The 15,049-nt window shown below is 71.5% G+C and carries 11 protein-coding genes; all 11 read right to left on the reverse strand.

Going from position 1 to position 15,049, the window contains the following annotated elements; genetic code table 11:
• Window positions 1–14 precede the first annotated feature (14 nt).
• Window positions 15–1,409, reverse strand: a complete 1,395-nt coding sequence (locus tag ACZ60Q_RS04415; protein WP_469628233.1) for an alkaline phosphatase family protein — start codon at window positions 1,407–1,409, stop codon at window positions 15–17.
• Window positions 1,406–2,581 carry a metabolite traffic protein EboE gene (gene eboE, locus ACZ60Q_RS04420; protein WP_469628235.1) on the reverse strand — a complete coding sequence of 392 codons (1,176 nt, stop codon included), beginning with the start codon at window positions 2,579–2,581 and terminating at the stop codon, window positions 1,406–1,408. Before eboE ends, ACZ60Q_RS04415 begins: the two co-directional genes overlap by 4 nt.
• 7 nt (window positions 2,582–2,588) lie before the next feature.
• Window positions 2,589–3,440, reverse strand: coding sequence for a TatD family hydrolase (locus ACZ60Q_RS04425; protein ID WP_469628239.1), 852 nt, complete (start codon window positions 3,438–3,440; stop codon window positions 2,589–2,591).
• Window positions 3,440–4,129: an EboA domain-containing protein gene (locus tag ACZ60Q_RS04430; protein WP_469628242.1), complete on the reverse strand. Its 690-nt coding sequence runs from the start codon at window positions 4,127–4,129 to the stop codon at window positions 3,440–3,442. Before ACZ60Q_RS04430 ends, ACZ60Q_RS04425 begins: the two co-directional genes overlap by 1 nt.
• Complete coding sequence (locus tag ACZ60Q_RS04435; protein WP_469628245.1) at window positions 4,123–4,995, reverse strand: sugar phosphate isomerase/epimerase family protein; 873 nt, start codon at window positions 4,993–4,995, stop codon at window positions 4,123–4,125. The genes ACZ60Q_RS04430 and ACZ60Q_RS04435 overlap by 7 nt, the downstream gene beginning before the upstream one ends.
• Window positions 4,992–6,350: an SCO3242 family prenyltransferase gene (locus tag ACZ60Q_RS04440; RefSeq protein ID WP_469628248.1), complete on the reverse strand. Its 1,359-nt coding sequence runs from the start codon at window positions 6,348–6,350 to the stop codon at window positions 4,992–4,994. Before ACZ60Q_RS04440 ends, ACZ60Q_RS04435 begins: the two co-directional genes overlap by 4 nt.
• Window positions 6,347–7,549 carry an inositol-3-phosphate synthase gene (locus ACZ60Q_RS04445; protein ID WP_469628252.1) on the reverse strand — a complete coding sequence of 401 codons (1,203 nt, stop codon included), beginning with the start codon at window positions 7,547–7,549 and terminating at the stop codon, window positions 6,347–6,349. The genes ACZ60Q_RS04440 and ACZ60Q_RS04445 overlap by 4 nt, the downstream gene beginning before the upstream one ends.
• Window positions 7,550–7,642: 93 nt before the next feature.
• Window positions 7,643–11,362, reverse strand: coding sequence for a ThuA domain-containing protein (locus ACZ60Q_RS04450; RefSeq protein WP_469628255.1), 3,720 nt, complete (start codon window positions 11,360–11,362; stop codon window positions 7,643–7,645).
• 284 nt (window positions 11,363–11,646) lie between these two features.
• On the reverse strand, window positions 11,647–12,651 hold the full coding sequence (locus tag ACZ60Q_RS04455; protein WP_469628257.1) for a sugar phosphate isomerase/epimerase family protein: 1,005 nt from the start codon (window positions 12,649–12,651) through the stop codon (window positions 11,647–11,649).
• 13 nt (window positions 12,652–12,664) lie between these two features.
• On the reverse strand, window positions 12,665–13,930 hold the full coding sequence (locus ACZ60Q_RS04460; RefSeq protein ID WP_469628260.1) for a Gfo/Idh/MocA family protein: 1,266 nt from the start codon (window positions 13,928–13,930) through the stop codon (window positions 12,665–12,667).
• A 71-nt stretch (window positions 13,931–14,001) separates the two neighbouring features.
• On the reverse strand, window positions 14,002–15,036 hold the full coding sequence (locus ACZ60Q_RS04465) for a substrate-binding domain-containing protein (RefSeq protein ID WP_469628263.1): 1,035 nt from the start codon (window positions 15,034–15,036) through the stop codon (window positions 14,002–14,004).
• Window positions 15,037–15,049 lie beyond the last annotated feature (13 nt).

The following is a 15,049-nucleotide window of genomic DNA, read 5'->3' on the forward strand; positions in this document are numbered from 1 at the left end:
CCTGACGGGGAATGTCAGTGCAGCCCGGCAAGCTGGAGGAGCAGGGACTTCACTTCGGTGGCCCTGACCCGGTCGGGGAACGCGTGGGGGGTGGAGCAGAGGATGAGCGGACCTTCGTCGTCGCTCTCGGGGAGGCGGCCGTGGCTGCCGCGAACAGGTGAGGGGTCCAGGGGGACGACCGCCATGCGGTAGCGCATGCCGAGCTTCTTGCGGGCGACCGCCGTAACCGCCTTGACCCGGACGTAGGGGTCCTGGGGGTCCATGAAGAGCTCGACGGGGTCGTAGCCGGGCTTGCGGTGGATCTCGACGAGCTGGGCGAAGTCGGGGGCGCGGGCGTCGTCGAGCCAGTAGTAGTACGTGAACCAGGCGTCCTTCTCCGCGACGGCGACCAGTTCGCCGGAGCGGGGGTGGTCCAGGTGATGCGCCTTCTTGCCCTCGTCGTCGAGGAGTTGCTCGATGCCCGGCAGGTCCGCGAGGGCCGCCCGGGTCGCCTCCAGGTCCTCGGGGCGGCGTACGTAGATGTGGGCGAGCTGGTGGTCGGCGACGGCGAAGGCCCGGGAGGTCATCGGGTCCAGGTATTCCATGCCGTCCTGGGTGTGGACCTCCAGCAGGCCCGCCCGGCGCAGGGCACGGTTGATGTCAACGGGGCGGTCGACGCGGGTGATGCCGTATTCGGAGAGCGCGACGACGGTACGTCCCTCGGCGCGGGCGTCGGCCAGCAGCGGGGCGATCGCCCGGTCCAGGTCGGCGGCGGCCCGGTGGGAGCGGGGGTCGTCGGGGCCGTAGCGCTGGAGGTCGTAGTCGAGGTGCGGCAGGTAGCAGAGGGCGAGGTCGGGGGTGCGGGTGGCGATGATGTGCCGGGTGGCGTCGATGATCCACTGGGAGGAGGAGAGGTCGGCGCCGGGCCCCCAGAAGTGGAAGAGGGGGAACGTGCCCAGTTTGTCGGTGAGTTCGTCGTGCAGGGCGGGGGGCCTGGTGTAGCAGTCGGGTTCCTTGCGGCCGTCGGCGTAGTAGACGGGGCGTGGAGTGATCGTCCAGTCGGTGTCGGCGCCCATGGCGTACCACCAGCAGATGTTGGCGACGCTGTAGCCGGGGTGGGCGCGGCGGGCCGCGTCCCACAGCTTGTCGCCCTCGACGAGCCCGTTGTGCTGACGCCACAGCAGGACGTCGCCGAGCTCGCGGAAGTACCAGCCGTTGGCGACGATGCCGTGCTCAGCGGGCATCGTGCCGGTGAGGAAGGTCGACTGGGCGGCGCAGGTGACGGCCGGCAGGACGGTCGAGAGCGGCGCCTTCGCGCCCTGCTCCCCCATGGCCCGGAGGTTCGGCATATGAGCCAGGAGTTGCGGGGTGAGGCCGACGACGTCGAGGACCAGGAGGGGGGTGGGGCCGGGGGCGGCTTCGTCGGTCATGGCAGTTCCTTGAGGCCGAGGTCGACCAGGAGGTCGCGGGCGAGGGTGAGTTCGGCGGCGATGCCGTCGGCGAGCTGGGGGCGGGTGCGGGGACGCAGTTCGGCGGGCAGCGCCTGCCAGGTGTACGTCTCCACCTCCAGGTGCCGGGTCAGGGGCACGGGTCCGCCGACGAGCCGGGCGAGCGTGTCGCGGAGCACGGGCAGCGTCGAGGCCAGCGGGGGCGCCGGGGGTGCGTGGAGCGGTACGTGGAAGTGGGCGCGCCAGGGCGTGCTGTCCGGGAGCGCCCGGCCGGTGACGGCTTCGTCCAGGTCGTCGGTGCCGCGCAGTCCGGCGGCGGTGCTGGTGCGGGTCTGGTGCAGGAAGCGGGGTTCGGCGAACGCGGCGAGCGCGGTGCGGACCTCGGGCAGGTGGGGGTGCTCGGCGTGCAGGGCGGCGGAGAGCTGGGACTTGACCACGCGGATGCCGGCGGCGGCCAGTGCGTCGAGTGCGGTGCCGGGGTCCTCGAAGGAGGTGGCGAGGTGGCAGGTGTCGACGCAGATCCCGATCCGGTCGTGGGACACGTCGGTGAGCGGGGCGATGGCGTCGGCGGTGGTCTCGACCGTGCAGCCCGGTTCCGGTTCGAGGCCGACGCTGATGGACTTGCCGGTCAGTTCGGCCAGTGCGTCGAGGCGCTGGGCGAGCGTGGTGAGGGCGGCGCGCGCGGTGCGGGCCGCCTCGGGGTCGCCGTCGTAGGGGGTGCGCCAGGCGAGCGGCAGGGTGGAGATGGTGCCTTCGGTGGCGTCGTCCGGGAGGAGTGCGGCCAGGAGACGGGCCAGGTCGGTGGTGTGGGCGAGGCGCTCGGGTTCGGTCCAGTCCGGCCGGTAGACCCGGTACTTGACCTCGTCGGCGCCGAATCCTTCGTAGGGGAAACCGTTGAGGGTGACCACTTCGAGGCCGCGGCTGTCGAGTTCGGCACGCAGTGCGCGGAGTTCGGCGGGGTCGTTGATCAGGGTGCGGGCCGCGTCCCGGGCGAGCCAGAGGCCGATGCCGAGCCGGTCCCGGCCGAGCCGGCGGCGGACGGGTTCGCAGTGGTCGCGGAGCTGGGCGCGGACGCCGTCCAGGGTTTCGGCGGGGTGGACGTTGGTGCAGTAGGCGAGGTGGACCGTCGAGCCGTCCGGGTGCCGGAAGCGCATGGCCGCCTCACTCCCCGCCGCGCAGGATGGAGTTGCCTTCGTGGAGCGGCTGACCGGGGGCCGGGACGTCCAGCTGGAGTCGGCCGCTCAGGCCGTAGAAGGCGACGGGGTTGCGCCACAGGACCTTGTCGACGTCGTCCTCGGTGAAGCCGGCCTTCAGCATGGCGTCGGCGACCTTGCGGGTCTTGAGGGGGTCGCTCTTTCCCCAGTCGGCGGCCGAGTTGACGATCATCTTCTCGGTGCCGTGGTTCTGGAGGATGGTGACCATCCGGTCCTCGTCCATCTTGGTGTCCGGGTAGATGGAGAATCCGGCCCAGCAGCCGCTGTCGGTGGCGGCCTTCACCGTTGTCTCATTGAGGTGATCGAGGAGAACGTGCTCCGGGGGGAGGTTCGATTCGCGGATGACGTCGATGGTGCGGTGGAGACCGGCGAGCTTGTCACGGTGAGGGGTGTGGACGAGGGCCGGCAGCCCGTGGTCTGCGGCGAGCTGGAGCTGGGCCGCCAGTGCGTGGTCCTCGGCCGGGGTCATCGAGTCGTAGCCGATCTCTCCCACCGCGACGACCCCGTCCTTCACGAGATAGCGGGGCAGCGCGTCCAGGACGGGGGTGCAGCGGGGGTCGTTCGCCTCCTTGGGATTGAGGGCGAGCGTGCAGTGGTGGGCGATGCCGTACTGGGAGGCCCGGAAGGGCTCCCAGCCGAGGAGTGCGTCGAAGTAGTCGAAGAAGCTGGCGGGCGAGGTGCGGGGCTGGCCGAGCCAGAAGGAGGGTTCGACGAGCGCGCGGACGCCCGCGTCGTACATCGCCCGGTAGTCGTCGGTGGTGCGGGAGGTCATGTGGATGTGGGGGTCGAAGATGCGCATCAGGACTCCTCCGTGGGGGCGGGGGCTGCGGGAGCCGCGGCCGGCGGGGCCTGGTGGGCGCCCTCTCCGGCAGGGGCGGTGAGGGCGAGGACCGTGCGCAGGTCTTCGGGGACGGTGCGGCCGGCGGCGGTGCGTTCGGCGGCGAAGTTGTCGAGCATGCGGGCGAGTTCGGTGTCTCCCCGGGCCCGGTCGCTGAGCTGGGCGACGGCCGCGACCGGTACCTCGGTGAACAGGCACTTCAGTACGGCGTGTCGCCAGGCGTGCGGGTCCAGGTGGTCGGCGGCGTAGGGGCCGACCGCTGCGGCGACCAGCCGGGTGTCGTTGGCTCGCAGGGCGTCCTCGACGAGCGGGAGGGCCGTGTCGCCGAGGTCGAGGCGGTGCAGGGTGAGCAGGACGGCGCGTCGTTCGGCGGCGGTGCCCTGTTCGTAGAGCCGGGTGACGGAGGGCAGCGAGGCGTGGGCCTCGACGAGCAGGAGGGAGCGCGCGGAGTCGGCGTGCTCCGGTCCGCAGTGCCGGCCGGCGGCGGCGTAGCGCAGCTCCCACGGCGGGGAGGTGTACGGGCCGGGCGCCTGCCTGCCGGGGGCGTCGTGCGAAGCCGCGTCGTGGGCGGCCTCGGCGAGGGCCTCGTCGAGCCAGGCCCGGGCGGCCCCGCCGAGTTCGGCGTCGAGTTCCTTGCGGGACTTCAGCACGGGGCGGTTCCCTGGGTCGCTGTGCCGCGTGTCATGGCGTCGTGCAGGAAGTCGATCGATGTGCGGGCCAGTTCGGGGCCCGCGTGGGAGTGGCGGGGCAGTTCGACGACGGTGAGGCCCCGGTAGTCCGAGGCGGCGAGGGCGGCGAGCACGGGCGGGAAGTCGATCTCCCCTTCGCCGAACGGGAGGTGTTCATGGACGCCGCGCCGCATGTCCTCGATCTGGACGTGCCGGAGCCAGGGGGCGGACTCCTTGACGCACTCCAGGGGGGTTGCCTCTTCCAGACACTGGCAGTGGCCGATGTCGAGGGTGAGGCCGAGCGGTCCCGGGTCGCCGAGCAGGGTGCGCAGGTGGTGGAAGTCGGCGAGGGTGGCGAGGAGGTGACCGGGTTCGGGTTCGATGGCGAGAGGTATACCGGACCGGTCGGCGGCTTCGAGTACGGGGGTGATCGCTTCGGTGAGCCGTTTCCACGCGGTGTCCGCCGAGGCGCCGGGCGGGGTGATGCCGCTGAAGCAGTGGACGGCGTGCGCGCCGAGTTCGGCGGCGACGTCGACGGCACGGACCAGCAGCGCGGTGCGGGCCGCCCGGGCGTCGGGGTCCGGGTCGAGGAGGGAGGGGCCGTGCTTGCGGCGCGGGTCGAGGACATAGCGGGCGCCGGTCTCCACGGTGACCCGGAGTCCGAGGGAGGTGAGCCGGCGCCGGACCTGGCGGGTGCGTTCGGCGAGGTCCGGGGCCATGGGGTCCAGGTGCATGTGGTCGAGGGTCAGGCCGACGCCCTCGTAGCCGAGGTCGGCGAGCAGACCGAGGGCGTCGTCGAGGCGCAGATCGGTGAGCCCGTTGGTGCCGTATCCGAGGTGGAGGGTCATGTGAGGCTCACCTTCCGGGAGAGGCCGCGGGCGAGGGGAACGAGCCCCATGACGGCGAGAGCGGTGACGGGCGCCCCGGCACGGGCGGCGAGCGCGGCCTGGAGCGGGATCATGGCCCGGATGCCCCCGCCGACCGCCCGCTGGGTCAGGGGCGGGGACGGGTTGAGTGCGGCGTGCAGGAGGGGTGGCCCGGCGGTACGGAGGTAGGCGCCGGTGAGCATGATCACCAGGAGGCGGGTGGGGTCGGTGGCCCACCCCGGGAGACCCCGGCCGAGGGCGAGCACGGGCTGCGGGGTCGCTCCGGCGCCGACGCCGGCCCACCCGGTAGGGCTCGCGTCCCGCGGCCCTGCCCCGCCGTGGGCCGTGGTCGCACCGGGGCGGTCCGGGGCCTGTTCCCAGGACCGCCCCAGTACCCCTGCCGCGAGTGCCGTCGTCGTGGCGAGCACCGCGAGCGGGGTGCCGGTGGAACCGCCCTGCGCCTCGTGGCGCGATACGGCGGTGACGCCGTAGGTGTGGGCCCCGAGCACCAGGGCAGCGGGCAGGGCGGGCAGAGACGCGGTCAGCCCGCCGCGCGAGCCTGCCGCGGCCGCCGCTGCGCCAACGTTGTCGGGTCGGCCTCCCCCACCCGGCATGCCGGACCCCGTCACCGGTGACGGGGCCGTCGCCGTAGCTGTCGCGCCCAGCAACAGGTCCAGCGAGCGGGCCGCCGCCATGGCCGCGGGGCCCGCCTTCGTGTGCTTCAGGTGCAGGTCGTAGGCCCAGACCGTGGCGGCCAGGCCCGTGGCGACGGTCAGCGCGGGGCGGCCGGCCCGGGCCGCCAGGGCGAGGCCCGCCGCGGTCAGTACCCCGGCCGCGCCCAGGGCCGCCGCGGGGCTGATGCGACCCGAGGGAATCGGGCGGTGCGGCCGGTCCACGGCGTCCTCGTCACGGTCGGCCCAGTCGTTGAGGGCCATCCCGGCCTCGTACAGACACAAGGACGCGCCCACCGCCAGGGCGGTGCCCCGGCCGGGCCTGCGGCCCACCGCCGCCGCCCCCGCCAGGGCGTCCCCGGGCACGGAGAACAGGGCGGAGACCCGCAGCAGTTCCGCCCAGGCCCGCAGGCGCTCCCGGGGCGAGTCCCGGTCGGGAGTCCGGTCGGGCCTGCCCGGGCCGGCGTCCGCACCCCGTTCCCCGTTCCGGCCCGTGGGGGAGGACTCGGGCCTGTCCGGTGCGGGCGCAGTCCCACCAGCACCGGACAGACGATCATCGGTCACGGCGGTCGTTCCCACGCCGTGTACACCGCTGTGCCGCCCGGCCGGGAGCACCGACAGGGCAGAGGCGAGAGCGGCCGGGAGGGCGTTCCGTCGCCACCTCACGCCTGGGCCCGCAGCCGCTCGGCGAAGGTGAGCAACGTGGCGTACTGCTCGGCGAGTGCCGCCGAGGTGCCGCCGTCCGGGTCCTTGAAGTAGAAGCCCAGCTCGGGCAGGGGCCCACTGATCCCGGCCTCGTGGGCGCGCGCGAGCAGCCGTGCCAGGTCCAGGACCAGTGGGGCCGCGAGGGCCGAGTCACAGCCCTGCCAGATGGTCTGGAGGATCATGCGGGAGCCGAGGAAACCGTCGAAGGCGATGTGGTCCCAGGCGGTCTTCCAGTCCCCCATCGCGGGCACGTCGTCGATGTGCACCTCGCCCTCGGGGGCGGTGCCGAAGGTGTCGGCGAGGACCCGTTCCTTGCCGGCGTTCTTGGCGGCCGCGGCCGCCGGATCGGCCAGCGCCGCTCCGTCGCCGCCGCCCAGCAGGTTCGACCCGGACCACGCCCGAACGGCGAGGGCCCGCTGGAGGAACATCGGGGCGAGCACGGAACGGAGCAGCGTCTGGCCGGTCTTGCCGTCGCGTCCGGCGTGGGGAAGTCCGCTGGAGGCGACGGTGTCGGTGAGCGCGGGGCTGCGCAGGCCGGTGGACGGGGTGAAGTTGGCGTAGGAGCAGCCGGCCCGCAGCGCGGCGGCCGCGTAGAGCGAGCTGGCGGGCAGCCGGGGGGCCTCGGGTGCCGGCGCGGGTTCGGTGGAGGCGACGTTCACGACGACGGTGCGGGCCAGGTCGTGGCGGCGGGCGAAGTCGGTGAGGTCGGCGGCGAACGCCGCGATGAGCTCCTGGTCGGTGCGGGTGTCTCCGGGGAGCGGTCCGCCGGGGCGGATCTCCGCGTCGGCGGCGTCGAGTTCGGCGCGTACGGCTGAGGGCAGTCCGTGCGGGAGTACGCCGCCGTCGGCCAGCGCCTCGGCCCGCTTGCCCAGCGGGCAGTCGAGGGTGTCGTGGCCGCCGAAGACCAGGCTGGTCAGGGCGGGCAGGCCGCTGTCGGCGAAGGGGGGCGTCTCGGTGACCATGCCGGTCGGCGGGTGCAGGCCCGCGGCGATGGCGGCGCAGCCCGCGGTGGCGGTGGTCGCCACGGAGCCGCGTGCTCCGATGAACCAGACGCCGGTGCGGCCACCGGCTCCCGCGAGGCCGGTGGCCTGCGAGGTACTCGGGGCGTCGATGCGGCCTGGGGCGTCGGTTCGGCCTTCACGATCGGCGCGTGTGGTCACGGGCTGCCTCCCTGGGGGATGTCGGGGTGGTGGACGACGGGCGGGGGAAGGTGTGTGTGCTTCCCCCGCCCGTCGTCGGCAGAGGCTGCCGCCCTACTTCGAGGGCAGCTCCTTCAGTTGGATGTTGCGGAAGGACACCTGGTCATCGGCTCCGTGGTTCTGGAGGCCGATGTAGCCGTCCTTCAGACTGCGGGCCGGGTCGGTGTTGGTGAAGTCGTTGATCTTCGCTCCGTTGAGGAAGATCTGCAGACGTTCGCCCTGGATCCTGATCTCGTAGCTGTTCCACTGTCCCGGCGGCCGCAGGACGCGGTCGCGGGCCTTGATGTTGGCGGATTTGAAGGTGTAGACGGCGCCGGTGGTGCGGTCGGCCGCGTCGGTGGCGTCGATCTGGATCTCGTACCCGTTGTTGACCGCCGACCACGGGTCGTCGGACTCCGGGAATCCCACGAATACACCGGAGTTGTCGTCGCCGGACATCTTCCAGTCGAGCTTCAGCGAGTACGACTTCAGCTCCTTGGCCTGGTAGGTGAGCAGGCCCATGCCGCCCTCGGAGTGCAGGGCGCCGTCGCTGACGGAGAACTTCCCCGGGCCCGCCTGCTTCCAGCCTTCCAGTGTCTTGCCGTTGAAGATGGGCCGGTAGTCGGTGTCGGGCTTGCAGTCGGCCTTGACCTGGCCGGTGGCGTAGCGCAGACCGCCCAGTACGTGGCTGCGGAAGGCCGGCTCGGCGTAGGACTCCTTGGTGTGGCCGAGGCCGGTGTAGAAGGAGCGGCCGCCCTCGTAGGTCTGGCACCAGGAGATCGGGTGATCGCCCTTCATGTTCCCGCCGGTGTAGGTGGTCTCGTCGAGTGTGGCGAGGACCTTGGCCTTGTCCCGGGGGTTGGTGCCGTAGTTGTACCACTCGTCGGTGCGCTGCCACTCGTCGTCGAGATGGGCGGTGGCGGGGTGGTCGTGGTCCTCGACGCGGATGGTGGCGGGCTGGATCTGCGGGTGGGAGTCGAAGTAGGCGCCGACGAGGCCGCCGTAGAACTCCCAGTCGTACTCGGTGTCGGCGGCGGCGTGGATGCCGACGTAACCGCCGCCGGTGGCGACGTAGTTCTCGAACGCCTTCTGCTGCTCGGCGTTGAGCACGTCACCGGTGGTGGAGAGGAAAGCGACGGCGTCGTAGCGGGCCAGGTTGCTGGTGGTGAACTGGGCGGCGGACTCCGTGGAGTCGACCGTGATGTTGGTGTCCTTGCCGATCTCCTTCAATGTCGCGATGCCCGTGGGGATCGAGTCGTGGCGGAAGCCCGCGGTCTTGGAGAAGACCAGGACGCGCTTGGCGGTCTTGTCAACGGGGGTGTTGGACAGTTCGAAGTCGTCGACGTCGTAGAGCGCTCCGTCGCCTCCCTTGAAGACCAGGAAGAGTTCCGTCTGCTTCTTGGGCGCACCGCGCAGCGGGATGTCGATGTCCTGGAAGGTGTCCCAGCCGCCGGTCACCGGGACGGGTCCGGAGCCGAGGATCTTGCCGGTGGGCGATCCGGTGCGCACTTCCAGGAAACCGCCGGATCCGGCCGAGGAGACGCGGGCGGTCAGCTTGGTGGTGTTGCCGAGGACGTAGGTGTCGAACGAGATCCAGTCGTCGTTGTGGATGTCGCCGACGGTCTTGCCGCCGTGCGCACTCGCCTTGTCGAAGGCGGCGACGCCGGAGGAGTCGTCGAAGTGCTCGGCCTGGCGGTGCTTGGGCTGGAGCCGGGAGGCGTCCTTGCCGGTCAGTCTGGCCTGGCCACCACCGCCGTTGTCGGTGTAGGACGCCGAAATGCCGCCGTAGATGTTGGCGTTGGGGTCGTGGCCGCCTTCCATGGCGGTCTTGATGGTGCCCTCGCAGCCGTGCTCGGTGGTGATGTCGTGGCCGTGGCTGTCGTGGCCCAGGGTGAACTTGACCTCGACCTTGGTGCAGTCGATGGTCCCGTCCTCCGGGTCGCTGACGTTCACCTTGAACGGCACGGCGTCACCGAACTCGAAGAGCTGCCCGTCCTTGGGGAGCAGCAGTTCCACGGTCGGAGCGGTGTTGCCGACGGTCACGTGGACGCTGGCGGAGCCGGTGCGGCCGGCCGGGTCCTCGGCGGTGAGGGTGGCGGTGTAGGTGCCGTTCTTCTTGTACGTGTACGTCGGGTTGGCGGCGGTGGAGGTGCCGCCGTCCCCGAAGTCCCAGGCGTAGGTGAGCGGGTCGCCGTCGCCGTCGGCCGTGCCGGCCGAGGAGAACTTCACCTTCAGGGGTGCGGTGCCGGAGGTCTTGTTCGCCGAGGCCTCGGCGATGGGCGAGCGGCCTCCGGTGGCGTTCTCGATGCGGTAGAGCGCGGAGTTCTCGTCGCCGCCGAACCAGGCGAGGCCGTAGTCGAGGACGTACAGCGCACCGTCCGGGCCGAAGGCCATGTCCATGATCTGTGTGCCGGACCACGGCACGTCGTTGATGGACTGGACAGCGCCGCCGGCGTCCTGCTCGATGCGCTTGATCCACTTGCGGCCGAACTCGCCGGCGAAGAAGTCGCCGTCGTAGGCCTCGGGGAACTTCACCGGGGAGTCCAGGGCCGCGTCGTACCGGTAGACGGGTCCGCCCATCGGGGACTCGGATCCGGTGCCGAACTCGGGCACCGAGCCGCCGTCGTAGGGGATCCACGCTGCCTCGGCCGGCGGCAGGTCGACGAGCCCGGTGTTGTGCGGGGACTCGTTCTTCGGGGCGGCGCAGTCGAAGGCCGCGCCGGAGGCCTTGGTGGCGAAGTCGTAGTCGACGTAGGGCTCGTTGTCGCCGACGCAGAAGGGCCAGCCGAAGTTGGCGGCCTTCGTCACCCGGGCGAACTCGACCTTGCCGGACGGCCCGCGCTTGGGGTCGGCCGCGCCCGCGTCGGGACCGTAGTCGCCGACGTACACGGTGCCGGTGGCCTGGTCGACGGAGAAGCGGAAGGGGTTACGGAAGCCCATCGCGTAGATCTCGGGGCGCGTCTTGTCCGTCCCGGGTGCGAAGAGGTTCCCCTCCGGGACGGTGTACGAGCCGTCCTCGGCGACCTTGACGCGCAGGATCTTGCCGCGCAGGTCGTTGGTGTTGCCCGAGGTGCGGCGGGCGTCGAACGCCGGGTTGCGGCCGGGGCGTTCGTCGATCGGGGTGAAGCCGTCGGAGGCGAAGGGGTTGGTGTCGTCGCCGGTGGAGAGGTAGAGGTTGCCCTCGGCGTCGAAGTCGATGTCACCGCCGACGTGACAGCACGTGCCGCGCGAGGCCGCGACGTCCAGGACCTTCTTCTCGCTGGCGTTGTCGAGGGTGCCGTCCTCGTTGAGGACGAAGCGGGAGAGCCGGTTGACGCCCTCGAACTTCGCGAAGTCGGCGGCGGTCCCGGTCTCGGGGGCGTCGCCCGCAGGGGTGTCCAACGGGGGTGCGTAGAAGAGGTAGATGGCCCGGTTCTCGGCGAAACCGGGGTCGACGCCGACGCCTTGGAGGCCTTCCTCGTCGTGCGTGTACACGGGGAGGGTGCCGGAGATCCGGGTGTTGCCCGCACTGTCGGTGATCCGCAGTTCGCCGCCGCGCGAGGTGTGCAGCACTCTGCGGTCGGGGAGGACGGCGAGCGACATGGGCTCGCCGGTCTCCGCTGCGCCCTTGGCGAGGGTGACCTGCTGGAAGTCCTCGGCCACGGGTTCCTCGTGCCCGGGGTGACCCGGGTGGGCGGTGGCCCCGGGCGCGGAGCCGAGGGTCAGGGTCGCGGCGGCGAGAAGGCCGCCGGTGAACAGCGCGAGCGATTTACGGACGCGGGTCCGGGCCAGGAGCCGCTTTCTGGTTCTGTGCACGTAGGTCCTCCGGAGAGTGCCGGTTGTACGGGCGGGTGTGGCTGCCGTGCCGCGCGGGGACTGCCGCGCGTGCGTCACCGGAGACGGGAGCGACTCCGGTGACGCGAGTCATGTCGTGTACACGTGGTGGACGGTAGACCTGTTCGTCCTCGACGGAAAGCCCTTGTGCAACAGGTATGCCGAACTTCTGCTTCCGCCAGGACAAAGGAGCTTTTGGGCAGCCCGAGGCAGCCCCGGGGGAGGACCTGTCGTACGGCTCATGCCCCGGGGCTTGATCGTCCGCGCTACTCGCCGCTGCCGAAGGCCGCGTCGAAGGAGGCCGACGGCGGGTCGAAGTCGAACCGTTTGAGGCTGGCGAGCGCTTCCGGGGCGCCGGTCAGCCGGTCCATGCCGGCGTCCTCCCACTCCACGGAGACCGGACCCTCGTAGCCGATGGACCGGAGCATCCGGAAGACGTCCTCCCAGGGCACATCACCGTGACCTGCGGAGACGAAGTCCCAGCCGCGCCGGGGGTCACCCCAGGGCAGATGCGAGCCGAGGCGGCCGTTGCGGCCGTCGAGGCGCTTGCGGGCCTCCTTGCAGTCCACGTGGTAGATCCGGTCGCGGAAGTCGTAGAGGAAGCCGACCGGGTCGAGGTCCTGCCAGACGAAGTGGCTCGGGTCGAAGTTCAGCCCGAACGCGGGCCGGTGGTCCACCGCTTCCAGCGCGCGTTGGGTGGTCCAGTAGTCGTACGCGATCTCGCTCGGGTGCACCTCGTGGGCGAAGCGCACCCCCTCGGCGTCGAAGACGTCCAGGATCGGGTTCCAGCGCTGGGCGAAGTCCTCGTAGCCCCGCTCGATCATGTGCGGCGGGACGGGCGGGAACATCGCGACGAGGTGCCAGATCGAGGAGCCGGTGAACCCGATGACCGTGTCCACCCCGAAGGCGGCGGCGGCCCGGGCGGTGTCCGCGATCTCGGCGGCGGCCCGCTGCCGTACGCCTTCGGGCTCGCCGTCCCCCCAGATGCGGGCGGGCAGGATGCCCTGGTGGCGTTCGTCGATCGGGTGGTCGCAGACGGCCTGGCCCACCAGGTGGTTGGAGATCGCGAAGCACTTCAGCCCGTACTTGTCGAGCAGCTGGTGCCTGGTATCCAGGTATCCGGGGTCGGCCAGCGCTCTGTCGACCTCGAAGTGGTCTCCCCAGCAGGCCAGCTCGAGACCGTCGTAGCCGAAGTCCCGGGCGTGTTTGCAGACCTCCTCCAGCGGGAGGTCGGCCCACTGGCCGGTGAACAGGGTGAAGGGGCGGGGCATGGGCGGCTACCTCCTAGGACGGGGACGAGGACAGGGACGAGGACGGCACCGGGGACGGGACCGGGGTGTGGACGGAGTTCTTGGCGGCGCTCTCCTCCACGGCGGCGAGCACCCGTTGCACCTGGAGACCGTCCGCGAACGAGGGCCGGGGCGCGGTGCCTTCGGCGATCGTGTGAACCACGTCCCGGGCCTGGTGGACGAAGGTGTGCTCGTAGCCGAGGCCGTGGCCCGGGGGCCACCAGGCCTCCAGGTAGGGGTGCTCGGGTTCGGTGACGAGGATGCGGCGGAAGCCCGCGGTGGCGGCGGGCTCGGTGTGATCGTGGAAGGACAGCTCGTTGAGCCGCTCCAGGTCGAACGCGAGCGAGCCCAGCTCCCCGTTGATCTCCAGGCGCAGGGCGTTCTTGCGCCCGGCGGCCATCCGGGTCGCCTCGAAGGAGGCCAGTGCCCCGGAGGCGAGACGGCCGGTGAAGATCGCCGCGTCGTCGACGGTCACCTCGCCCCGCTCCACCGTGTCCGCGCCGCCGGAGAGCCCGGCCGACGCACCGGCGAGCAGCGGCCTCTCGCGTACGAAGGTCTCGGCCACGGCGGAGACGCCGGTGAGCCGCTCGCCCGTCAGGTACTGGGCGAGGTCGACGATGTGAGCGCCGAGGTCCCCGAGCGCGCCGGACCCGGCGTGCTCGCGCTTGAGCCGCCAGGTGAGCGGGGAGGCCGGATCCACCAGCCAGTCCTGGAGGTAGGTGGCGCGCACATGGCGCAGGGGGCCGAGCCGGCCCTCCGCGATGAGCTGCCGGGCGTAGGAGATCGCGGGCACCTTTCGGTAGTTGAAACCCACGATAGCCACCTGTCCGCGGGAGGCGGCCGCTTCGGCGGCGCGGACCATCGCCTCCGCCTCTGCGACGGTGTTGGCGAGCGGCTTCTCGCACAGGACGTGCTTGCCCGCCTCCAGGGCGGCGATGGCGATCTCCGCGTGGCTGTCGCCGGGGGTACAGATGTCGATCAGCTGGACATCGTCCCGGGCGATCAGTGCCCGCCAGTCGGTCTCCGCGGCCGCCCAGCCGTGCCGGGCCGCGGCGGTGTCGACCGCCGCACGGTCGCGTCCGCAGATCGCGGCGAGAACGGGCCGCAGTGGCAGGTCGAAGACGTGTCCCGCGGTGCGCCAGCCCTGCGAGTGGGCGGCGCCCATGAACGCGTATCCGACCATGCCGACCCCGAGCGTCGCCGGCGCCTCCCGCGGCGAAGGTGCTGGGGCCTGCGTTTCCGTCTCTTGACTACGGGCCATGCGGACTTCCTCCTCATCGATGTGCGGTAACGGGCCGGGGGATGCGCTCTGCGCACCCCCCGGAGTCCCGGTCAGTTGAAGCCCGTCGGCAGGTACTGGTCGATGTTGTCCTTCGTCACGACCGCGGAGTACAGGGTCAGGGAGGTCGGGATCTCCATCTCGGAGAGGCCGCTGACCCCCTTGCTCTGGCCCAGTGCCCGCGCCAGGTCGATCGCGGACGCGGCCATCGTCGGCGGGTAGAGGACGGTGGCCTTGATCACCGAGTCATCGGCCTTGATGGCGTCCATCGCGGACTTGGCGCCGGCGCCGCCGACCATGATGAACTCGTCGCGGCCCGCCTGCTGGATGGCGCGGAGCGCGCCGACGCCCTGGTCGTCGTCGTGGTTCCACAGGGCGTCGAACTGCTTCTGCGCCTGGAGGAGTTGCGCCATCTTGGCCTGGCCGGACTCGACGGTGAAGTCGGCCGCCTGGCGGGCCACCAGCTTGATGTTGGAGTAGTTCTTCAGGGCGTCGGCGAAGCCCTGGCTGCGCTGCTTGGTCAGCTCCAGGTTGTCGATCCCGGCGAGCTCGACGACCTTGGCGTTCGGCTTGCCCTTCAGCTGCTCGCCGATGTAGTGCCCGGCGTTGAGACCCATGCCGTAGTTGTCGCCGCCGACCCAGCAGCGGTACGCCTGTGGGGAGGCGAAGATGCGGTCCAGGTTGACGACGGGGATGCCCGCCTTCATGGCCTCCAGGCCGACCTGGGTGAGGGCCTTGCCGTCGGCGGGGAGGACGACGAGGACGTCGACCTTCTTGTTGATGAGGGTCTTGACCTGCCCGATCTGGGCGGCGGTGTCGTTGGAGCCCTCGGTGATCTCCAGCGTGACGTCGGAGTACGTCTGGGCCCGGGACTTGGCGTTCACGTTGATCGCGTTGAGCCAGCCGTGGTCGGCCTGCGGTCCGGCGAAGCCGATGGTGATGGCCTTGCCCGGCTTGTCGTCGGCGGGGGCGCTGTTGCCGGCGGGCTCGGTCTTCTTGGGCTCGTTGCTGGTACAGGCGGTGAGGAGCGCGCCCGCGGAGACGGCGGCGGTTCCGAACAGCAGCCCTCTGCGGCTGGTTTCTGGCATGACGGTCTGACCC

The organism is Streptomyces sp. NPDC104313, from assembly GCF_055583985.1.